This is a genomic window from Hydrogenophaga sp. (genome assembly GCF_031426985.1).
Classification (GTDB): Bacteria; Pseudomonadota; Gammaproteobacteria; order Burkholderiales; family Burkholderiaceae_C; genus Hydrogenophaga.
Genome location: NZ_JASJOY010000085.1, coordinates 1 through 20,175, shown reverse-complemented (window position 1 = coordinate 20,175; position 20,175 = coordinate 1). Strand labels below are relative to the sequence as shown.

Sequence of the window (20,175 nt, the reverse complement as noted above, 5' to 3'; positions counted from 1 at the left end):
CCATGAACCTTCCCGGTCTGCCCACCACCGACGCCGCCGTGCTGGCCGGCGCGGTGCTGGTCGCGCTGGCGCTGGATCGCCTGTTCGGCGAACCGCCGGCGCGGCTGCACCCGGTGGTGGCCATGGGCCACTATCTGGGCGCGGTCGGTCGCCGGGTGTCGCGCGCGGCCGGTGCCGCGGTGCCGCGGCCGGGGGCCGAGTTCTGGGGCGGGGCGCTGGGCTGGAGCATCGGCGCGGCGCTGGTGGTTGCAGTGGCGTCCGGGCTGTGGACGGCGATGACGGATCTGCACCCGCTGGGGCAGGCCCTGCTGCTGGGGCTGTTGCTCAAGCCGCTGCTGGCCTGGCGCATGCTGCGCGACGAGGTGCGGGCGGTGGAAGCCGCGCTGGGCGAATCGCTGGCCGCTGGGCGTGCGCGGCTGGCCTGGCTGGTGAGCCGTGATGTGAACCCGCTGGACGCGGGACAGGTGCGCGAGAGCGCGATCGAGACCTTGGCCGAGAACCTCAACGATTCCGTCGTGGCGCCGCTGTTCTGGTTCGCCGTCGCCGGCCTGCCGGGCGCGGCCCTGTACCGCTTCGCCAACACCGCCGACGCCATGTGGGGCTACCGTGGCGAACGCGGTGGGCGCGACTGGACCTGGGCCGGCAAGTGGGCGGCGCGGGCGGACGATGTGCTGTCGTGGGCACCGGCCCGCCTCACCGCTGGCCTGCTCGGGCTGCTGGGTGCAGCGGGCCGCTGGCGCGCCCTGGGGGCGCAGGCCGGCTTGACACCCTCGCCCAACAGCGGCTGGCCCATGGCCGCCATGGCGCTGGCCCTGGACGTGCGCCTGGCCAAACCCGGCGTGTACACCCTGCACCCGGCCGGGCGACACCCGCAGGCGATCGACACCGCACGCGCCCTGCGGCTGGCGGGCCGCGTGGTGGCGCTGCTGGCGGTGACGGCTGCGGCGGTGTGCATGGGAAAGGTGGTTGCATGAGCGCCCCCCCGGCCGTTCCGAAGGGCGCTCGCCCCGCAGTGCGCAGCATGGAGGGAGATGCCGTGAGCCATCTCCACGGCGGACCCGATGCCCAGGGCGTGCCGCGCTGGGACTTCTCCACCAACGCCAACGCCTGCGGCCCGTGCCCGTCGGCGCTGGCCGCCGTGCAGCGGGCCGATGCGGCGCATTACCCCGACCCGGGCTACCAGCTGCTGCGCGGCGCGCTGGCGGCGTTCCACGGCGTCGCCGCCGAACGCATCGTGGTGGCCGGCAGTGCCAGCGAGTTCATCGCGCGGCTCACCGCTGCGGTGGCCAGCGGGGGAGGGCAGCGTGTCTGGCTGCCGGCGCTGGCCTACGGCGACTACGCGCACGCCGCGCAGGCCTGGGGGCTGGCGCGGGTCGACGACCCGGCGCAGGCCGACCTGGCCTGGCTGTGCGAGCCCTCCAGCCCGTGCGGCGTGGCGGAGGCCACGGCGCCCGCGGTGGCCGATGCCGCCGCCGTGGTGCTGCTGGACCGGGCCTACGAGCCGTTGCGCCTGAGCGGCCGCTGCAGCCTGGACGCCACCGCGCTGGACCGCGTCTGGCAACTCTGGTCGCCCAACAAGGCGCTGGGCCTGACGGGGGTGCGCGGCGCCTACGCCATCGCACCGCTGCAGGGCCTGGCGCTGGCGCGCCGGCTGGATCGGCTGGCGCCGTCCTGGCCGCTGGGCGCGCACGCCGTGGCCATGCTGTCGGCCTGGGTGCTGCCCGATGCGCAGCACTGGCTGGCGCAGAGCCGGACGCTGCTGGCGCGCTGGAAAGCCCTGCAGCTGGACCTGTTGCAAAACGCCGGCTGGTGGTGCCTGCCCAGCGAGGCCAACTACTTCTGTGCCCGCGCGCCGTTCCCGGTCGACGTGGCCGCCCTGCGTGCGCGGGGCATCAAACTGCGCGACACGACCTCGCTGGGCTTGCCGGCGCACTGGCGCCTGGGCGTGTTGCCGCCCGATGCGCAGGCCGCCTTGGCCGACGCGTTGGGCGATCAGTCCCGGCGGCCTGTGGCCGTCCGCCCGGCAACGAAGGGAAGTCAGGTTCAAGGCACCCGTGGAACCGGCTTTGCCGGGCCACCAGGTGCGTCCCCCCACCGGGGGGAAGACGCGCAGCGGCGCAGGGGGGCTTTCGAATCATGACTGCGGTCTGTGTGATGGTGCTGGGCACGACCAGCGGGGCCGGCAAGAGCTGGCTGACGACGGCGCTGTGCCGCCACTACGCGCGCCAGGGGCTCAAGGTCGCGCCGTTCAAGGCGCAGAACATGAGCAACAACGCGCGGGTGGTGGCCGGTGCGGCGGGCGGGCAGGGCGAAATCGGATCGGCGCAGTACTTCCAGTCCCTCGCGGCGAAAGCCGAGCCCGAGGTCCGCATGAACCCGCTGCTGCTCAAGCCCGAGGCCGACACGCACAGCCAGGTGGTGCTGATGGGCGAGGTCAGCCGCACACTCAGCGACATGCCCTGGCGCGGCCGCAGCGCCAAGGTCTGGCCCGCCATCGCGGCCGCGCTGGATGCCCTGCGCGAAGAAAACGACGTGGTGGTGATCGAAGGCGCCGGCTCGCCGGCCGAGATCAACCTGCACGCCAGCGACATCGTGAACATGCGCGTGGCCCGCCACGCCAACGCGCGCTGCCTGCTGGTGACCGACATCGACCGCGGCGGCGCCTTCGCCCACCTCTACGGCACCTGGGCGCTGCTGCCCGACGACGAACGCACGCTGATCCGCGGCTTCGTGCTCAACAAGTTCCGGGGCGATGCGACGCTGCTGGCCCCCGCGCCGCAGATGCTGCAGGACCTGACCGGCGTGCCGGTGGTCGCCACGCTGCCCATGTGGTGGCAGCATGGTCTACCGGAAGAAGATGGTGTTTTCGATGACAAGACGCGGGCGGCCGGCGCGGTGCAGACCACCATCGCCGTCATCGCCTGGCCGCGCATCAGCAACCTCGACGAATTCCAGCCGCTGAAAAACGTGCCGGGGGTGCGCCTGGTCTGGGCGCGCACGCCGGCCGACTGCGCGGCGGCCGACTGGATCGTGCTGCCCGGCTCCAAGTCCACCGCGGCCGACCTGGCCTGGTTGCGCCAGCAGGGGCTGGACCAGGCGGTGGCCGAGCATGCGGGGCGGGGCGGGGCGGTGCTGGGCATCTGCGGCGGGCTGCAGGTGCTGGGCGAAGCGCTGATCGATACCCACGGCATCGACGGCAACGCACCGGGCCTGGGCCTGCTGCCGCTGGTGACCGCCTTCGACGCCGACAAGACCGTGTGCCGCACGACCGCGACGTTCGGGCCCCTCATGGGCCCCTGGGCTGCGCTGTCGGGCGTGAGCGCCTCGGGCTACGAAATCCACCACGGCCAGACCGCGCAGCACCCGGCCATGGCCGCCAAGGGCGACATCGCCCGCGAGGCCATCCCCGGCCTGGCCTGGCAGAACGCTGCGGGCAACGTGCTGGGCTGTTACCTGCACGGCCTGTTCGAAGACCCGGCCGTGCTGCGCGCCCTGTTCGGCGCCACCGTGCCCACGCTGGAGACCGTGTTCGACGGTCTCGCCGATTTTCTGGAACAACACGTCGAGCCGGGTGTGCTCGACGCATTGATCGTTCCCCCCTGCGCCGCTGCGCGTCTTCCCCCCTGAGGGGGACCACACCAGTGGCCCGGCGAAGCCGGTTCCACGGTGTGTGCTGGATGGACCCGTCCCCTGTAATGCTTCTGTTTTGGAGAATGCCTGATGCCTTTCACTGTCCCCACCATCGACGACATCACCCAGCCCGCACTGGCCGCCCGCCTGCAGCACCTGCTGGACAACAAGACCAAGCCCCTGGGTTCGCTGGGCCAGATCGAGCGCCTGGCGCAGCGCATCGGCCTGGCGCTGGGCAGCGAAGCGCCCACGCTGAAGGACCCGCAACTGGTGGTGTTCGCCGGTGACCACGGCCTGGCCGCGCGCGGTGTCTCGGCCTACCCCAGCGATGTGACCTGGCAGATGGTCGAGAACTTCCTGGCCGGCGGTGCGGCGGTCAGCGTGCTGGCGCGGCAAAACGGCATCGGCCTCACGGTGGTGGATTGCGGCGTGCGGCACGACTTTGCGCCGCGCCCGGGGCTGGTCATCAACAAGGTGGCGCCCGGCACCGCCGACGCGCTGGAAGGCCCGGCCATGACCACCTCGCAGTGCACGGTGGCCCTGGCCAGTGGCGCCGCCCTGGTGAAAGACCTGCCGGGCAATGCCCTGCTGCTGGGCGAGATGGGCATCGGCAACACCTCGGCCGCCTCGCTGCTGATGAGCCGCCTGGCCGGGCTGGACATCGTGGACTGCACGGGAGCCGGCACCGGCCTGGACGCCGAGGCGGTGCAGCGCAAGATCGGCATCCTGCGCCAGGTGCTGGCGCGCCACCCCGACGCCATCGAACCACTGGACGCTCTGGCGGCCTTCGGCGGCTTCGAGATCGCAACCATGGTCGGGGCCGTGCTGCAGGCGGCGGCCGAACGACGCGTCATCGTGGTCGACGGCTTCATCGCCAGCTCGGCCGTGCTGGTGGCGTCGGCCCTGCAGCCGGCGGTGCTGCAGCGCTGCGTGTTTGCCCACCGCTCGGGCGAGCGAGGCCACGCGCTGATGCTGGCGCACCTCAAGGCCGAACCGCTGCTGGACCTGGGCCTGCGCCTGGGCGAAGGCTCGGGCGCGGCCCTGGCCTGGCCGCTGCTGATGAGCGCCTGCGCCATCCTGCGCGAGATGGCCAGCTTCGAATCCGCCGGCGTGTCGCGGCAGGATGAAGCCAACGCGGCTGTTCAACAGTAAGCCATGTCAGACGAGCGAGGTGACCCCCTCCAGAGCAGCCGCGGAACCGGCTCCGCCGGGCCGCAGGCTGCGTCCCCCCTCCCGCAGGAGAGGGGGGAAGACGCGCAGCGGCGCAGGGGGGAGGGCCTGTTCCTCCGTCACTTCCTCATTGCCCTTCAGTTCTTCACCCGCATCCCGGTCACCGGGCGGCTGGCGGACTGGGTGGGCTTTTCGCCGGCCATGCTGCGCGCCAGCGCGGCGCACTTCCCCGGCGTGGGTTGGGTGGTCGGCGGGCTCACCGCGGGGGTGTTCTGGGGGCTGACGCAGGCGTTGCCAGCACAACCCGCATCGGTCTGGGTGGCGGCGGTGCTCGGCACCGTGTTCAGCGTCTGGCTGACGGGTGCGTTCCACGAAGACGGCCTGGCCGACACGGCCGATGGCCTGGGCGGCGCGGTCAGCCGCGAGCGTGCGCTGGACATCATGAAAGACTCGCGCATCGGCAGCTACGGCGCCATCGCGCTGGTGCTGGCCCTGGTGACCAAGGTGGCGCTGCTGGGCCTGCTGGCGCAGGCCGGTGGCGCGCGGCTGGCGGCGCTGGCGCTGTTCGCGGCGCACGTCACCTCGCGCCTGATGCCGCTGCTGGTCATCCGCACCCTGGCGCACGTGGGCGACACGCCCAGCTCCAAGAGCAAACCGCTGGCCGAGAGCATTGCCACCCGCGGGCTGGTCGTCGGCCTGCTGTGGTGGGTCCCGGCCCTGGCGCTGGCCGGCTGGCTGGCGCCCGGCGCGCCCTGGCTGCCGGCGGTGCTGGGTGCGCTGGTGGGCCTGGCCTGGATGTGGCGGCTGCTGCAGCGCCGGCTGGGCGGCTTCACCGGCGACGGTCTGGGCGCCACCCAGCAGCTCAGCGAACTGCTGTTCTACCTGGGCATGGCCCTGGCACTGGGATGAGGCGCTGGTGAAACTCTGGTTGCTGCGCCACGCCCGGGTCACGCTGGAAGCGGGGCTGTGCTACGGCGCCAGCGACGTGCCGGCCGACCCGGCGCTCACGCGGGTCGCGGCCGTGGCGGCGGCGGCGCGGCTGCCGGCGGGGCTGCCGGTGTGCGTGTCGGGCCTGGGCCGTGCGCAGCAACTGGCCCGCGAACTGCACCGCCTGCGGCCCGACCTGGGGCCGGTGCTCACCGACCCGCGCCTCAACGAAATGGACTTCGGCGACTGGGAACTGCAACCCTGGGACGCCATTCCCCGCACCGCCTTCGACACCTGGATGGCCGACTTCGCCCACCACCGTTTCGGCGGGGCCGAGAGCACGCAGCAGATCATCGACCGTGTGGCCGACGCGCTGGATGATCTGCGCACCCAGGCGGTGGGCGAAGCGGTGTGGGTGACGCACGCGGGCGTGATCCGCGCCGCGCAGTACGTGGCCACGCACGGGCGTGGGCCGATCCGCTACGCCAGCCAGTGGCCGCGCGAAGCGCCCGAGCCGGGCGGCTGGATGGTGCTGGACCTTTGATCGGCGGGCGCGCTCAGCCACCCCGTCCGTGACTCAGCCCGTGGTCTTGGGCTTGAAGTCGCAATACGCCGACACGGCGCACTGGTGGCACAGCGGCTTGCGCGCCTGGCAGACGTAGCGCCCGAGCAGGATCAGCCAGTGGTGCGAGTCCACGGCGTAGGCGGGCGGCACGCGTTTCAAGAGCTGCTGCTCCACCGCCAGCGGCGTCTTGCCCGGCGCCAGGCCGGTGCGGTTGCCGACGCGGAAGATGTGCGTGTCCACCGCCATGGTGGGCTGGCCGAAGGCGACGTTGAGCACCACGTTGGCGGTCTTGCGGCCCACGCCGGGCAGGGCTTCGAGCGCTTCGCGGGTGCGCGGCACCTGGCCGCCGTGCTGCGCCACCAGGATCTGGCAGGTCTGCATCAGGTGCCTGGCCTTGCTGCGGTACAGGCCGATGGTCTTGATGTACGACTCCAGGCCTTCGAGCCCGAGGTCCAGGACCTGCTGCGGCGTGTGGGCCACGGGGAAGAGTTTGCGCGTGGCCTTGTTGACGCCCACGTCGGTGGCCTGGGCCGAGAGCAGCACCGCGGCCAGCAGTTCGAACACGCTGGTGTATTCCAGCTCGGTGACCGGGTGCGGGTTGGCGGCCTGGAGGGTGGCGAAAAACGCCTCGATCTGCGCGGGTTTCATGCCGCGCAGTGTATCGGCCGGGGGTCAGTGCAGGCGCGACGCGTCCACGTAGCGCTGGGCTTGCGGCAGGCGCTCGACCATCCAGCCCGCGTCCACGTCCAGCGCGGCCAGCACGTCGGCCGGCAGCCCGTCCACCGCCTGGGCGGTGGGCTCGGGGGCGGCGGCCAGCAGCTCGGCCACGTGCAGCACCGCACCCAGGCGCGAAAACGGTTGCGCCGCCAGGGGGGCGGCGGCGGCGTCCAGCGCCTGGATCATGTTGTGGGGGAAGTTCCAGCAGCGCGCCAGCTCGGCGCTCACCTGGCCTTCGTTCAGGCCCATCATGGCCTGCTCGCGTTGCCAGCGTTCACCCGGGACCTGTGGCTGGCGTTCGAACTCCATCACACAGGACGGCGACTTCATGCCCATCAGCAGTTCGCCCAGCCGCACCATGAAGCCGCTGAGCCAGGCCTGTTCGCTGTTCGACCCGATGCCGTTGGCCAGCCACTGGCTCAGGCCGCCGCGGGCCTGGCTGGCGCGCCAGAACGCCTCGCGGTCCAGGCCGGGTGAGATCGGAAAGGCGTCGTTGAAACACGAGGCCAGGGCCAGCGCGCGCACCTGGTTCATGCCCACGCGGGTGATGGCTTCTTCAATGCCACCCACCTTCGGGTGGTGGCCGTAGTGGGCGCTGTTGGCCAGGCGCAGCAACTGCACGGCCAGCGCGGGGTCGCGCGCAATGGCATCGCGCAGGTGGGGCAGTGGCACGTCTTCCTCGTTGAGCGAGCGGATCAGCGCGTGCGCCACCTCGGGCATGGTGGGCAGGGTCAGGTCTTTGAAGAATTCGGCCACGGTCATGTGGAGGCTCCGGTCGAAATGGCAGTCATACGATAGATTCTTCCGGTTTGCCTGTGGGCGCAACCCCCCAAAAACCGACCCAAACCACGGCCATTTAAGGTCCCGGATGCCCCCGGTTGACCCCGGGATGCGCGCCGGGACACAGGCGCGCTGCGCGGTGTGGGCGGGGCGCTACCATCGGCAACACCCCGTGTTTTCACCTGTCGAGACCCGCCATGTCCTTCCAGATCCCCTTTGCCGACCGCCTGAACAACGTCGAAACCTCCGCCATCCGCGAACTCTTCAAGCTGCTGGGCAAGCCCGGCATCATCAGCTTTGCCGGCGGCTTCCCCGACAGCGCGATGTTTGACGTCGACGGCATCCGCGAGGCCGTCAACGCCGCGCTGACCGAAGAACCCGGCGGCGCCCTGCAGTACGGCGCCACCGAGGGCTACAACCCGCTGCGCGAGCAGCTGGCCGCCTTCATGACCAGCAAGGGCAACCAGGGCGTGAGCGCCAACGACCTGATCGTCACCACCGGCAGCCAGCAGGCGCTGGACCTGCTGGGCAAGACGCTGATCTCCCCCGGCGACAAGGTCATCGTCGAAGGCCCGACCTTCCTGGCCACCATCCAGTGCTTCCGCCTGTACGGCGCGCAGCTGGTCAGTGCGCCGGTGGACGGCCAGGGCGTGGACACCGACCGGCTCGAACAACTCATCGTCGAACACCAGCCCAAGTTCATCTACCTGATCCCCACCTTCGGCAACCCCAGCGGCGCCATGCTCAGCCTGGAGCGCCGCAAGAAAGTGCTCGAACTCGCCGTGCAGCACAACGTGCTGGTGGTGGAAGACGATCCGTACGGCGACCTGTACTTCGGCGACGCGCCACCGCCCAGCCTGCTGGCCCTGAGCGCCAGCGTGCCCGGCAGCCGCGAGCGCCTGGTGCACTGCGGCTCGCTGTCCAAGGTGCTCAGCCCCGGTCTGCGGGTGGGCTGGATGGTCGGCCCGGCCGAGCTGCTGGCCAAGGCCACCATGTGCAAGCAGTTCAGCGACGCCCACACCAGCACCTTCGCCCAGGCCACCGCAGCGCAATACCTCAAGGCCGGCCGCATGCCCGCCACCCTGGCCAAGGTGCGCGCGGTCTACGCCGAGCGCGCGATGACCATGGGCAACGCCCTGCGCCGCGAACTGGGCGATGCGATCGAGTTCGTGCAACCCCAAGGCGGCCTGTTCGTCTGGGCGCGCCTGACCGGTGCGGGCGGCAAGGTCGCCGACGGCGGCGAACTGGCCAAACGCGCGATCGAAAAAGGCGTGGCCTTCGTGCCGGGTGCGCCGTTCTACGCCAACAACCCCGACCACGCGACCCTGCGCCTGAGCTTTGCCACCGTGGGGGTGGAGAAGATTGAAGAGGGCGTGGGTCGCCTGGGGCAGGCGGTGTGACATGACGTCGACGGTGTTGCGCATCCGGCCCGAAGCGCCCGCGGAGGCCGACACCATCGCCGCCCTCACGACGGCGGCCTTTCTTCACGCGCCGCACGCAGCGCACACCGAGGCCCTCATCGTCAACGCGCTGCGCCGCGCCGGCGCGCTGAGCGTGTCGCTGGTGGCGGAGCAGGGCGGGGTGCTGGTCGGGCACGTGGCCACGTCGCCGGTGCTGGTGTCCGACGGCGCGCCGGGCTGGCGCGGGCTGGGGCCGATTTCTGTCTTGCCTGAACACCAGCGACAAGGCATCGGCTCGGCGCTGATGCAGGCCGCGCTGCAGGCGCTGCGCGACCAGGGCGCCGCAGGCTGCATGCTGGTGGGCGAACCCGGCTACTACCAGCGCTTCGGCTTTCGCCATGCGGCGCAGCTGGTGTACCCCGGCATCCCACCGGCATATTTCATGGTGCTGCCGTTCACCGACGCGCTGCCCAGCGGCACGGTGACTTTTCACCCCGCGTTTGGAGCCACCGCATGAACCTGCTACGCCGCACCGCCATCGTGTCCGGCCTCGCGCTGCTCGCGCCCCGCTGGGCCAGCGCGCAAAACCAGCCCGTGCCGGGGGCCAGCGTGGTGGACAGCGTGGCGCTGTACCTGCTGCCCACCGACGGCGTGGCCGAGCAGGCGGCGGCCCAGGTGGCGCGGGCGCTGACGCAGGACACAGGGCTGTGGGTGAAGGCCTCGCTGTGGGTGCCGCCGGGCCCGTTGGCCCCACTGCCGGGCGGCCAGCAGTTCGCGGGCGAGGACTACCTGGCGCTGGGCAGCACGCTGGCCAAACGCCTGCAGGACGCGGGACCGCGCACCTACTTCATCGTGCTGACGGACCGTGACATCAACGCCCGGTCGCAGAACTTCCGCTTCCAGTTTTCGATGCACAGCCCGATGCAGCGCACCTCGGTGCTGTCGGTGGCGCGGCTGCTGTACGCGAAGGACGGCAGCCCGGCGCCCGGCGACGTGGTCAGTGCCCGGGTGCAGAAGATGCTGATGCGCATCGTGGGCGAGATGCGGCTGGGCTGGCAGCGCACCAGCGACCCGGCAGACCTGATGTACGCGCCCATCCTGTCGGTGGACGACATCGATGGCATGGACCTCGCTTACACCGCGCGCACGCGCCAGCTGGTGCGCTGACATCCCACACCGCCCACCGGCCTGGAGCCCTGCATGACCCCCGTGATCGGCATCGACCACCTCTACATTACCGTGTCGGACCTGGCGCGCTCGCAGGCGTTTTACGACACCGTGTTCCTCGGCGTGCTGGGCTTTCGACGCAACAGCTTCGCCCTCGGTGGCGAGCCGCACGTGCAGTACTACAACCGCCATTTCGGCTATGTGCTGCGGCCGGCGCGGGTGGACCTGCCGCACCAGCCCTATGCGCCGGGCCTGCACCACCTGTGCCTGCGGGTGGACACGGTGGACGATGTGCGCACGGTGGCCGAGGCGCTGAACGCGGCCGGCATCGCCGCCACGCCGGCGGCACTGCACGGCGACTACGCGCCCGACTACTGGGCGACGTTCTTCACCGACCCGGATGGTGTGCGCCTGGAAGTGACCAACTACCGCGCCGAGCGGCGCGAGCGCCACGACCACTGGGACGATTTGCAGGGCTGAGGGTTCGGTTCTCGGCTGTGCCTTCGCGCCGCCCACGGAGCACGAGACGGTCCGCTCCAGAGGCCCCGCCGGGCCGGCTTTGCCGGACGGCCAGTGCCGCCCCCCTTGCGGGGGGGCGCGAAGCGGCGCGGGGGGTGTTCTATTTCAGGCCGCGGTCTCGAACTGGTCGGCGTTCTTGCCTTTGAACGGCGCGTAGAAGGCTTTGATGGCGGCCATGTCGGCGTCCACATCGCCGGTGGGCTGGAACAGCGGGCCCAGGCCGCTGCGCTTGCTGGCGTAGTCCATGTAGGCCATGACGATGGGCACGCCCGCGGTCTGGGCGATGTAATAGAAGCCGGTCTTCCAGTAACGCGTCTTGCTGCGCGTGCCTTCGGGCGGCACGATCAGCTGCAGCGGACCATCGGCCTCTCGGATGGCCTGGGCCGATGCGACCACCAGGTTGTTGCTCTGTTCGCGGTTGACGGAGATGCCACCGAACCAGCGCATCACCGGGCCGTACACGCCCCTGAACAGGCTGTGCTTGCCCATCCAGTACGGGTTCAGGCGCAGGGCAAAGGCCACCATCAGCGTGTAGGGCAGGTCCCAGTTGCTGGTGTGCGGGGCGGCGATGAACACGCTCTTGGCCGCCTGCGGGGGCAGTGCGCCCTCGACCGTCCAGCCGGTGAGCTTGAGGACGGCCAGCGAGAAGCCGCGCAGCAGGGTGTTGACCACCGGCGTGGTGAAGATGGTGCGGTGCATGGGGCGTGAGTATCGTGCACGACAGCCGCCGGCCCATGCGGGGCGCTACCATCGCCGCCACTTCATTTGACGGGAATCAAGCCATGACCCCAAGCCTGGACGTGCAGGACCTGACGGTGCGGATCGAGGGCCAGGGGCCCACGGTGGTGATGCTGCACGGCTGGCCCGACACGCTGGCGCTGTGGGACGGGACCGTGGCCGCCCTGCAGGACGGCTACCGCTGCGTGCGCTTGTGCCTGCCGGGTTTTGACCTGGCACGGCCGCCGCGCCCGGTGTCGGTGGACCAGATGTGCGAGCTGGTCGCCGCCGTGCTGGACGCGGTCAGCCCCGACGAACCCGTGACGCTGCTGCTGCACGACTGGGGCTGCTTCTTTGGTTACGAAGTTGCGGCGCGTTATCCGCAGCGGGTGGCGCGGGTGGTGGCCACCGACATTGGCGACACCAATTCGGGCGCCTACCTGAAGGCGCTCACCGGCAAGGAAAAACGGATGATCGCCGGCTACCAGCTGTGGCTGGCCGTGGCCTGGAAGCTCGGCCGGGTGCTGCCCGGCCTGGCCGACCGCATGACGCGCTTCATGGCGCGCAAGATCGGTTGCCGCACCGCGCCCGACCGCATGGGCTGGCAGATGAACTACCCCTATGCCATGCAGTGGTTCGGTTCGTACGGCGGCCTGCGCGGCGTGGCGCGGGTGGACAAGGTGTTCGGCCCGCAGATCCCGACGCTGTTCTGCTTTGGCAAGCGCAAGCCGTTCATGTTCCATTCGGCGCGCTGGCTGGCGGCGCTGGGCACCACGCCCGGCAGCCGAGTGCAGGGTTTTGACGCCGGCCACTGGCTGATGCACCAGAAGCCCGAGCAGTTCCACGCCACGGTGCGTGTGTGGCTGGACGAATCCACCGGAGCCGCATGAAAGCCGACGACCTGGAACGCCTGATCGCGACCGAGATGCCCTTTGGTAAACACAAGGGCACGCCGATCGCCGACCTGCCGGGCAACTACCTCAACTGGTTCGCGCGCGAGGGCTTCCCCAAAAGCGACATCGGCCGCCTGCTGCAGCTGATGCACGAGATCGACCACAACGGGCTGGGCGAGCTGCTGGCGCCGCTGCGCCGGCTGCACCCGCGGCGCTGAAGGGCCCGCCGCCGGGCCGCCCCAAGGCTGGTCAGCCCCCTTGGGGGCAGCGACCCGCTTAGTGGCGGAGCGTGGGGCCGTCAGCTTCAGCCCTGCAACGCGGCCAGCACGTGCGCGGCGGCGTAGGCGTCGTTGGCTGCGTAGACCAGCTGCGATTCGCTCAGCTGCGGGGCGGCCCAGTTGGAGGTGGCGGCCTTCTTGGACTTGATGAAGCGCTGCTGGAACAGCACCGCCACCGCACCCTTGACGCCCATGTCCTTGCGGTAGCCGCGTTCGCGGAACAGGTGGTTGAGTTCCAGCACGCCGGCCGGCTCCACCCGCAGTTTGGATCGGATGCGGCTGGTGTCGTCGCCCAGGCCGAAGCCGGCCTTGGTGTGCGCCGCCTCGGCCAGCAGGGCGGCCACCAGGTCGCGGCAGACGTCGTCGAACAGCTGGAACACCCAGGCCCGCTGCAGCGTGGACAGCTGCACGATGTGCGGTCCGTCCGAGACTTCGCCGACGCGGAAAGTCGGTTTGCTCTCGGTGTCGAAACCCCAGGCCGGGTGGTCGCGCAGCGCGGCCACCGCCTCACGCGCCTGCGGGCCGGTGTTCACCAGCGTGATGCGGTCCAGCCCCACGCGGGGAAATTCGGGCAGCAGGGCGATCTCTTCCTTGCTCGGGGTGGGGCGGGTGGTGTTCATGTGGGGCCTGCGTGAATAATCCGGCGATTGTGACCCCCTGAGTTCTGTGACCTGCCGCATGACCTACACCCTCAAGCTTTACGTGCCCGACGACACCTCGCCCGCCCAGCGGCAGGCGGCCGAACGCCTGTTCCGCCAGGCGCTGGAAGCCACTCTGGGCGACGCCGCCCTGGTGGCGCCGGTCTACGCGGCCTGGCAGGCCATCGTGGCCGAACACGGCGAAACGCCCGACCCGGAGAGCCTGTCGGCGGACCAGCGCACCGTGCTGGAGAGCTGGCAACTGGCCGAAACGGCCGCGCTGGAAGCGGTTTTCGGCCCGCACCGGCACCTGGACGAGGGCGGCTACGAGATCCGGCTGGGGTGATTCGCCGGGGCGCGATGTCTCAACTGAGATAATCGCCGGCTTTCCGTCCTGACCGGGCGACACCATTCCCCAAAAGGACCGATCATGAAAAAGACTTTCCCCCTGCAACGCGAAGGCCGCCACTCCGACCGCGTGCGGGACGCCCTCAAGCACGAGCTGCGCAAGTACATGGCGCGCGAGCGCCGCCGCCCGCTGCCGGCCGAGACCGATTTCTGGGACTTCGATTGCCGCCTGGGGGCCAGCGAAGACACCGCCGAGACCGTGCACACGGCCGAGCTCAACCGCCTGATCGACGCGCTGGCCCAGGGTGGCGCCACGCAGTGTTACGTGGAGCTGCTGGCCAAGCCGGTGCGGCGCCAGTGGGTGGCCCGCCCGGCCGGCGAAGGCGCCGAGGCTCCGGCACAATCCCCGGATGACGCCGACACCGACGACCACCCCGCTGCATGAAGTCGTGACCGACACGCCCGCCGAGGGCGTGTTCGTGAGCCACCCGGGCTCGCCGTTCGAGCTGTTCCAGCCGTATCCGCCCGCGGGCGACCAGCCCACCGCCATTGAACAGCTGGTCGAAGGCGTGCAGGACGGCGAGGTCTTCCAGACCCTGCTGGGTGTGACCGGCTCGGGCAAGACCTTCACCATGGCCAACGTGATCGCCCGCCTGGGGCGGCCGGCCATCGTGTTCGCGCCCAACAAGACGCTGGCGGCGCAGCTGTATTCCGAGTTCCGCGAGTTTTTCCCGAAGAACGCGGTCGAGTACTTCGTCAGCTACTACGACTACTACCAGCCCGAGGCCTATGTGCCGCAGCGCGACCTGTTCATCGAGAAGGACAGCGCGATCAACGAGCACATCGAGCAGATGCGGCTGAGTTGCACCAAGAGCATCCTGGAGCGGCGCGACGTGGTGATCGTGGCCACCGTCTCGGCCATCTACGGCATCGGCAAGCCCGAGAGTTACCACCAGATGGTGATGACGCTGCGCGTAGGCGACAAGGCCGGCCAGCGCGACCTGATCGCCCAGCTGGTGCGCATGCAGTACAGCCGCAACGAGCAGGATTTTTCGCGCGGCAAGTTCCGCGTGCGCGGCGACACCATCGACGTGTTCCCGGCCGAGCACAGCGAGATGGCGATCCGCATCGAGCTGTTCGACGACGAGGTCGAGAGCTTGCAGCTGTTCGACCCCCTCACCGGCAAGGTGCGGCAGAAGATCCCGCGTTTCACCGTCTACCCCAGCAGCCACTATGTGACGCCGCGCGAGCAGGTGCTCAGCGCGGTCGAAGCCATCAAGGAAGAGTTGCGCGAGCGCCTGGGCCAGCTGGTGGGCATGGGCAAGCTGGTGGAAGCGCAGCGGCTGGAGCAGCGCACCCGCTTCGACCTGGAAATGCTCAGCGAAGTGGGGCACTGCAAGGGCATCGAGAACTACTCGCGCCACCTGGCCGGCAGCGCGCCGGGCGACCCGCCCGCCACGCTGACCGACTACCTGCCGGGCGACGCCATCATGTTCCTGGACGAGAGCCACCAGATGATCGGCCAGCTCAACGCCATGTACAACGGCGACCGGGTGCGCAAGACCACGTTGGTGGAGTACGGCTTTCGCCTGCCCAGCGCGCTGGACAACCGACCGCTGAAGTTCGACGAGTTCGAGCAGCGCATGCGCCAGTGCATCTTCGTCTCGGCCACGCCGGCCGACTACGAAAAGACCCACGCCGGCCAGGTGGTGGAGCAGGTGGTGCGCCCCACCGGCCTGGTGGACCCCGAAGTGGAGGTGCGGCCCGCCACCCACCAGGTGGACGACGTGCTGCAGGAAATCCGCATCCGCGTGGAGAAGAACGAGCGCGTGCTCATCACCACGCTGACCAAGCGCATGGCCGAGCAGCTGACCGACTACCTGACCGAGAACGGCGTCAAGGTGCGCTACCTGCACAGCGACGTCGACACGGTGGAGCGGGTGGAAATCATCCGCGACTTGCGCCTGGGCGCGTTCGATGTGCTGGTGGGCATCAACCTGCTGCGCGAAGGCCTGGACATTCCCGAGGTGTCGCTGGTGGCCATCCTGGACGCCGACAAGGAGGGCTTCCTGCGCGCCGAGCGCTCGCTGATCCAGACCATCGGCCGCGCCGCGCGCAACCTCAACGGCCGCGCCATCCTGTACGCCGACCGCATCACCGAGTCGATGAAAAAGGCGATGGACGAGACCGCGCGGCGGCGCATCAAGCAGACCGCCTACAACGTCGAACACGGCATCACGCCCAGGGCGCTGAACAAGCGGGTCAAGGACCTGATCGACGGCGTCTACAGCGAAAAGGCCGGCAAGGAAGCCGACCGCCTGGCCGCCGAGAGCGCCTTGCGCGCCAGCGTGGACGAGATGAGCGAGAAGGACATGGCGCGCGAGATCAAGCGGCTGGAAAAGCTCATGCTCGAACACGCGCGCAACCTGGAGTTCGAAAAGGCCGCGCAGATGCGCGATCAGCTCCACCGTTTGAAGGAAAGGGTGCTCGGCGCACCCGGTCTGGACCACGTGGCCTGACGCACAATCGCGGCACAAGCGACCCCGCAGGGAACTCCCTGGAGGCTGTCGGCATTCCAAGTCCGACGGCCTCCTACGGGCAGGACGTGGTCGCAACACCTGGCCATCGATTCCAACATGCAAGCAACGCCACCCGCGCAGGGCAGCAGCGGTCCGATCGAGGACACGCGCATCTACCTGATCGAGGACGATCCCACCATCCTGCACTTTGTGCAGCAGACGCTGCTGCTGCGCCCGCACTGGCGACTGATCGGTCAGGCCGGCAGCCTGGCCCAGGCCCGGCAAGAAGCGCTGCTGTGCGACGCCAACGTTTTCCTGGTCGATCTGGGGTTGCCCGACGGCAGGGGCGAAGACGTGCTGCGCCTGCTGGCGCGCCACCAGCCCGACGCGGAACTGCTGGTGTTCACCGTGTTCGGTGAAGAGTCGCGCCTGGTCGGCGCGCTGGAGGCGGGCGCCACCGGTTACGTGCTCAAGGGCTGCTCGGGTGAACAGCTGATCGAGGCGATCGAACAGATCCGCGACGGCGGGGCGCCCATCTCGCCGCTGCTCGCGCGCCTGCTGCTCAAGCAGTTCCGCGCGGTGCAGGACTCGCTGCCCGACTTCCCGCCCAGCGATCTGGTCGGGGAGGTGCTGCTTTCCGAGCGCGAGACCGATGTGCTCAAGCTGGTGGCCAAGGGCTATGTGAACAAGGAAATTGCCCACAAGCTGGGCATTTCGCCGGCGACGGTGGGCACGCACATCAAGAACCTGTACCGCAAGCTGGCGGTGCACAGCCGGGTGCAGGTGGTGCGCGCCGCACAGGAGCGCGGCCTGCTGTGAGGCCTGTGCTGCGGCCCCTGCAGGCGCTGGCCCGTGTGCCGGCCTATCTGTGGGCCGCCGTGCTGGTGGTGGGCATGCTGGTTTTGCTGGCGCTGGTCACCCGCGTGGGCCAGATGCCCGGTGCGCACGTCATCAACCGTGCCGAGCTGTTGGTCATCAACACGACCGCCGCACAGGCCGTCGCCCTGCCTTATGTGTGGCACAACGAACGGCGCGACTGGTCGGGGCAGGCCACCTACCGGCTGCGCTTGCCGGCGGCGCTGGGCGATGCCCCGCTGGACGACGGCCTGGGTGTGCTGCTGCCCCGCGCTGGGGTGCACTACCGGGTGCAATTCAACGGTCACGAGGTGGCGGCCGAGTGCTGGCGACGGGGCCCCGGCTACTGCGACGCCGGCACGCACGCGCATTTCGTGGCCTTGCCGCAGGCGCTCATGGCGCCGGTCTGGGCGGACAACCGCATCGACATCCAGCTGCAGGGGCAGTCGCTGCGCATCAGTGGGTTGTCGCCGGTGTGGGTCGGGCCGCGCGACACATTGAATGCGCGCTACCGCTGGCTCCGCTGGTGGCAGGTGGACCTGACCTGGATGGTCACCGCCTCGGCGTTCATGATGGGCCTGCTCTCGCTGCTGATCTGGGTGCGCACCACCGAGCGCCTGTTCGGCCTGCTCGGTGGCGGCCTGCTGGTGCTGACGGTCCGGTTGTGGCTGTCCACGCCCATCTTCGTTCCGGGGCCGTTCCCGCTCTGGGACTACGTGCACAAGCTCAGCTTCACCTGGTACTGCGGTTTCGTGTACCTGTTCATGTCGGAGCTGTTCGACTTCCGCCAGGGCATCGTGCGCCGTCTGGTGGTGGCCATGATGGCGCTGGGTCCGTTCTGGCTGGCCATGCTGGAATGGACGGCGAACTACCAGCTCTACCGGCTGTGGACCGGGGTGATCGTGCTGGTCTGTGTGGCGGCGTTGCTGGCCGTGATCCACCGCGCCCGCTGGGGCATGAACGTCAACCAGCGCATGATGGTGGTGGTGGGGCTGGCGGTGATGGTCACGGGGCTGCGCGACTTTCTGGTGGTGCAGATGGGGCTGCCCGGTGACGTGGACATCCGCTGGATGACGCCCGGCAGCCTGGTGCTGATGTTCGCCATGGGCTGGGTGCTGGTGCGGCGCACGGCGGTGGCCATGGAACAGGTGGCCCGGCACAACACCGAGCTGGCGCGCAAGGTGCGCGAACGCGAACAGGAACTGCATGCGGTGTTCGAGCGCCTGCAGTCGGTGGAAAGCCAGCGCGTGCTCGAAGCCGAGCGCCGGCGCCTGACGCGCGACATGCACGACGGCCTGGGCAGCCAGTTGGTGCAGACGCTCAACATGGTGCGCAGCAGTGGCCAGCGGATCGAGAGCGAGGCGGTGGCGTCCATGCTGCACCACGCGCTGGACGAACTGCGGCTGACCCTGGATTCGCTGGAGCCAATGGACGGGGACCTCCCCACCATCCTGGGCACGCTGCGCCAGCGCGTGGGGCCGGCGCTGCAGGCGGCGGGCATCGAGCTGGTGTGGCAGGTGGAAGAGGTGCCCGCTGTGCCCGGGCTCGAAGCGCGTGGCGTGATGCACCTGTTTCGCTGCCTGCAGGAGGTGTTCGCCAACGTGGTCAAGCACGCGCACGCCACGCGGGTCACGGTGCGCACCTGGGAGGAGGGTGGCCGCATCGGCCTGAGCGTGGCCGACAACGGGGTCGGGCTCGGTTCCATGCCCGACGCGGTGTTCCAGGGGGGCGGCCGGGGCATCGGCAACATCCGTCTGCGGGCGGCCGAGATCGGCGCCACGGTGCGTTTTTCGTCGGCTCAGCCGGGCACCTGTGTGAGCTTTATGTTCGACACACGAGCCGTGTCGGATGCGCAGCGACCTGATTTTGTCTAGGACAAATAGGCGTAAAATTCGGTAGCCGAGCAAATCACTTGGGTTTAGCGGTATACTCGACGAAAACAGTCGGGAAACTTCGGCAACAAGAACCACGCTCAGCGTGGTGGGTGGGCGGAGCAGCGGTTTTGGGGGCTTGGCCCCGAAAACCTTCCTACGACAGTCAAGCCACACAACCAGGAGCTTGAGATGCGCCTCACGACCAAAGGCCGCTTTGCGGTCACCGCCATGATCGATCTGGCCCTGCGCCAGAACAACGGCCCCGTCACGCTCGCGGCCATCAGCCAGCGGCAGCAAATTTCGCTGTCGTATCTGGAGCAGCTGTTCGGCAAGCTGCGCCGCCACGAACTGGTGGAGTCTACCCGCGGCCCCGGCGGCGGGTATACGCTGGGCCGCAAGGCCGCCGACATCACGGTGGCGGACATCATCGTGTCGGTGGACGAACCCATCGACGCGACCCAGTGCGGTGGCAAGGAAAATTGCCACGGCGAGGGCAACCGTTGCATGACCCACGAACTGTGGGCGCAGCTGAACGCCAAAATGGTGGACTTTCTCGATTCCGTGTCGCTGCAATCCCTGGTGGACGAGCAGATCGCCAAGGGTGTTGTGGTGGAGAACGTGCCCCTGATCAAGCGGGCGATCTCCAGCGCGCCCGTGGTCAAGCCCATCCGTGTGAACGCCCCGAACTCGGTGTTCGCCCTCGGAGGCGTCGCGCTGTCCAAATGAGCGAGGCCGGTGTCCGCACCGGCATTCGATGGGTCGGTGGTCTTCCTGTTTGCAGGAGCGCTCCGTCCCGTTCCCACGATTTTCATACCAAGAACCTGCCGCCATGAGCACGCCGCACTTTCCCATTTACATGGATTACAGCGCCACCAACCCCTGCGACCCGCGGGTGGTGGACGCCATGATTCCCTGGTTGCGCGAACACTTCGGCAACCCGGCTTCGCGCAGCCACGCCTGGGGCTGGGAAGCTGAAAAAGCCGTCGAAACCGCCCGCGAACAGGTGGCGGCCCTGATCAACGCCGACCCGCGCGAGATCGTCTGGACCAGCGGCGCGACCGAGTCCAACAACCTGGCCCTCAAGGGTGCGGCGCACTTCTACAAGACCAAGGGCAAGCACCTCATCACGGTGAAGACCGAGCACAAGGCCGTGCTGGACACCATGCGCGAGCTGGAGC

General features: G+C 69.5%; 23 protein-coding genes. 19 read left to right on the top strand and 4 right to left on the bottom strand.

Annotation, left to right across the window (positions count from 1 at the left end):
• The first annotated feature begins 2 nt into the window (after positions 1 to 2).
• The 6 genes from cbiB to RMP09_RS10770 all read left to right on the top strand — a co-directional run bounded on the left by cbiB (position 3) and on the right by RMP09_RS10770 (position 6,271).
• Complete coding sequence (cbiB, locus tag RMP09_RS10795) at positions 3 to 974, top strand: adenosylcobinamide-phosphate synthase CbiB (protein ID WP_310565983.1); 972 nt, start codon at positions 3 to 5, stop codon at positions 972 to 974.
• Between the two features lie 47 nt (positions 975 to 1,021).
• A complete protein-coding gene (locus RMP09_RS10790; RefSeq protein ID WP_310566009.1) occupies positions 1,022 to 2,140 on the top strand; it encodes an aminotransferase class I/II-fold pyridoxal phosphate-dependent enzyme in 1,119 nt (372 codons plus the stop codon).
• Positions 2,137 to 3,627: a cobyric acid synthase gene (locus RMP09_RS10785; protein ID WP_310565982.1), complete on the top strand. Its 1,491-nt coding sequence runs from the start codon at positions 2,137 to 2,139 to the stop codon at positions 3,625 to 3,627. Before RMP09_RS10790 ends, RMP09_RS10785 begins: the two co-directional genes overlap by 4 nt.
• Positions 3,628 to 3,720: 93 nt before the next feature.
• Entirely contained in the window at positions 3,721 to 4,782 is a 1,062-nt protein-coding gene (gene cobT / locus RMP09_RS10780; protein ID WP_310565981.1) for a nicotinate-nucleotide--dimethylbenzimidazole phosphoribosyltransferase, read from the top strand.
• Between the two features lie 3 nt (positions 4,783 to 4,785).
• Positions 4,786 to 5,709, top strand: coding sequence for an adenosylcobinamide-GDP ribazoletransferase (locus tag RMP09_RS10775; RefSeq protein WP_310565980.1), 924 nt, complete (start codon positions 4,786 to 4,788; stop codon positions 5,707 to 5,709).
• Positions 5,710 to 5,716: 7 nt separating this feature from the next.
• The gene (locus tag RMP09_RS10770) at positions 5,717 to 6,271 is read left to right on the top strand and encodes a histidine phosphatase family protein (RefSeq protein WP_310565979.1); all 555 of its coding nucleotides are present in this window, start codon (positions 5,717 to 5,719) and stop codon (positions 6,269 to 6,271) included.
• A gap of 33 nt (positions 6,272 to 6,304) precedes the next feature.
• Here the strand turns inward: RMP09_RS10770 and nth are convergent, their stop codons facing one another.
• Together nth and RMP09_RS10760 are read right to left on the bottom strand one after the other, a co-directional pair.
• Complete coding sequence (nth, locus tag RMP09_RS10765; RefSeq protein WP_310565978.1) at positions 6,305 to 6,940, bottom strand: endonuclease III; 636 nt, start codon at positions 6,938 to 6,940, stop codon at positions 6,305 to 6,307.
• A 24-nt stretch (positions 6,941 to 6,964) separates the two neighbouring features.
• Positions 6,965 to 7,771: an HDOD domain-containing protein gene (locus RMP09_RS10760; RefSeq protein WP_310565977.1), complete on the bottom strand. Its 807-nt coding sequence runs from the start codon at positions 7,769 to 7,771 to the stop codon at positions 6,965 to 6,967.
• 227 nt (positions 7,772 to 7,998) lie between these two features.
• Here RMP09_RS10760 and RMP09_RS10755 point away from each other — a divergent pair, with 227 nt between their 5' ends.
• Genes RMP09_RS10755 through RMP09_RS10740 form a run of 4 tightly spaced genes read left to right on the top strand, consistent with a single transcriptional unit; the run spans position 7,999 to position 10,836 of the window.
• Entirely contained in the window at positions 7,999 to 9,189 is a 1,191-nt protein-coding gene (locus RMP09_RS10755; protein WP_310566008.1) for a PLP-dependent aminotransferase family protein, read from the top strand.
• Between the two features lies 1 nt (position 9,190).
• Positions 9,191 to 9,706, top strand: coding sequence for an N-acetyltransferase (locus RMP09_RS10750; RefSeq protein ID WP_310565976.1), 516 nt, complete (start codon positions 9,191 to 9,193; stop codon positions 9,704 to 9,706).
• The gene (locus RMP09_RS10745; protein WP_310565975.1) at positions 9,703 to 10,356 is read left to right on the top strand and encodes a hypothetical protein; all 654 of its coding nucleotides are present in this window, start codon (positions 9,703 to 9,705) and stop codon (positions 10,354 to 10,356) included. The genes RMP09_RS10750 and RMP09_RS10745 overlap by 4 nt, the downstream gene beginning before the upstream one ends.
• A 33-nt stretch (positions 10,357 to 10,389) precedes the next feature.
• On the top strand, positions 10,390 to 10,836 hold the full coding sequence (locus RMP09_RS10740; protein WP_310565974.1) for a VOC family protein: 447 nt from the start codon (positions 10,390 to 10,392) through the stop codon (positions 10,834 to 10,836).
• Between the two features lie 144 nt (positions 10,837 to 10,980).
• On the opposite strand, the gene RMP09_RS10735 is transcribed toward RMP09_RS10740, so the two are convergent.
• Positions 10,981 to 11,574 (bottom strand): lysophospholipid acyltransferase family protein, encoded by a 594-nt coding sequence (locus tag RMP09_RS10735; protein ID WP_310565973.1) that lies wholly within the window; start codon positions 11,572 to 11,574, stop codon positions 10,981 to 10,983.
• Between the two features lie 83 nt (positions 11,575 to 11,657).
• Here RMP09_RS10735 and RMP09_RS10730 point away from each other — a divergent pair, with 83 nt between their 5' ends.
• Both RMP09_RS10730 and RMP09_RS10725 read left to right on the top strand, forming a co-directional pair.
• On the top strand, positions 11,658 to 12,482 hold the full coding sequence (locus RMP09_RS10730; protein ID WP_310565972.1) for an alpha/beta hydrolase: 825 nt from the start codon (positions 11,658 to 11,660) through the stop codon (positions 12,480 to 12,482).
• Complete coding sequence (locus tag RMP09_RS10725; protein ID WP_310565971.1) at positions 12,479 to 12,703, top strand: DUF3820 family protein; 225 nt, start codon at positions 12,479 to 12,481, stop codon at positions 12,701 to 12,703. Before RMP09_RS10730 ends, RMP09_RS10725 begins: the two co-directional genes overlap by 4 nt.
• Positions 12,704 to 12,789: 86 nt before the next feature.
• Here RMP09_RS10725 and RMP09_RS10720 read toward each other — a convergent pair whose 3' ends face one another.
• Complete coding sequence (locus RMP09_RS10720) at positions 12,790 to 13,383, bottom strand: 3'-5' exonuclease (protein ID WP_310565970.1); 594 nt, start codon at positions 13,381 to 13,383, stop codon at positions 12,790 to 12,792.
• Between the two features lie 58 nt (positions 13,384 to 13,441).
• Here RMP09_RS10720 and RMP09_RS10715 point away from each other — a divergent pair, with 58 nt between their 5' ends.
• From RMP09_RS10715 to RMP09_RS10685, 7 genes are all read left to right on the top strand, one after another.
• Positions 13,442 to 13,747, top strand: a complete 306-nt coding sequence (locus tag RMP09_RS10715) for a hypothetical protein (protein WP_310565969.1) — start codon at positions 13,442 to 13,444, stop codon at positions 13,745 to 13,747.
• An 84-nt stretch (positions 13,748 to 13,831) separates the two neighbouring features.
• A complete protein-coding gene (locus tag RMP09_RS10710; RefSeq protein ID WP_310565968.1) occupies positions 13,832 to 14,194 on the top strand; it encodes a DUF6172 family protein in 363 nt (120 codons plus the stop codon).
• Entirely contained in the window at positions 14,160 to 16,268 is a 2,109-nt protein-coding gene (uvrB, locus tag RMP09_RS10705; protein WP_310565967.1) for an excinuclease ABC subunit UvrB, read from the top strand. The genes RMP09_RS10710 and uvrB overlap by 35 nt, the downstream gene beginning before the upstream one ends.
• Before the next feature lie 117 nt (positions 16,269 to 16,385).
• Positions 16,386 to 17,087 (top strand): response regulator transcription factor, encoded by a 702-nt coding sequence (locus tag RMP09_RS10700; RefSeq protein ID WP_310565966.1) that lies wholly within the window; start codon positions 16,386 to 16,388, stop codon positions 17,085 to 17,087.
• Positions 17,084 to 18,997 (top strand): ATP-binding protein, encoded by a 1,914-nt coding sequence (locus RMP09_RS10695; RefSeq protein WP_310565965.1) that lies wholly within the window; start codon positions 17,084 to 17,086, stop codon positions 18,995 to 18,997. Before RMP09_RS10700 ends, RMP09_RS10695 begins: the two co-directional genes overlap by 4 nt.
• A 189-nt stretch (positions 18,998 to 19,186) precedes the next feature.
• Positions 19,187 to 19,723, top strand: coding sequence for a Fe-S cluster assembly transcriptional regulator IscR (gene iscR / locus RMP09_RS10690; RefSeq protein WP_310565964.1), 537 nt, complete (start codon positions 19,187 to 19,189; stop codon positions 19,721 to 19,723).
• 103 nt (positions 19,724 to 19,826) lie between these two features.
• On the top strand, positions 19,827 to 20,175 hold a 349-nt coding region (locus RMP09_RS10685), incomplete at its 3' end, for an aminotransferase class V-fold PLP-dependent enzyme (protein WP_310565963.1).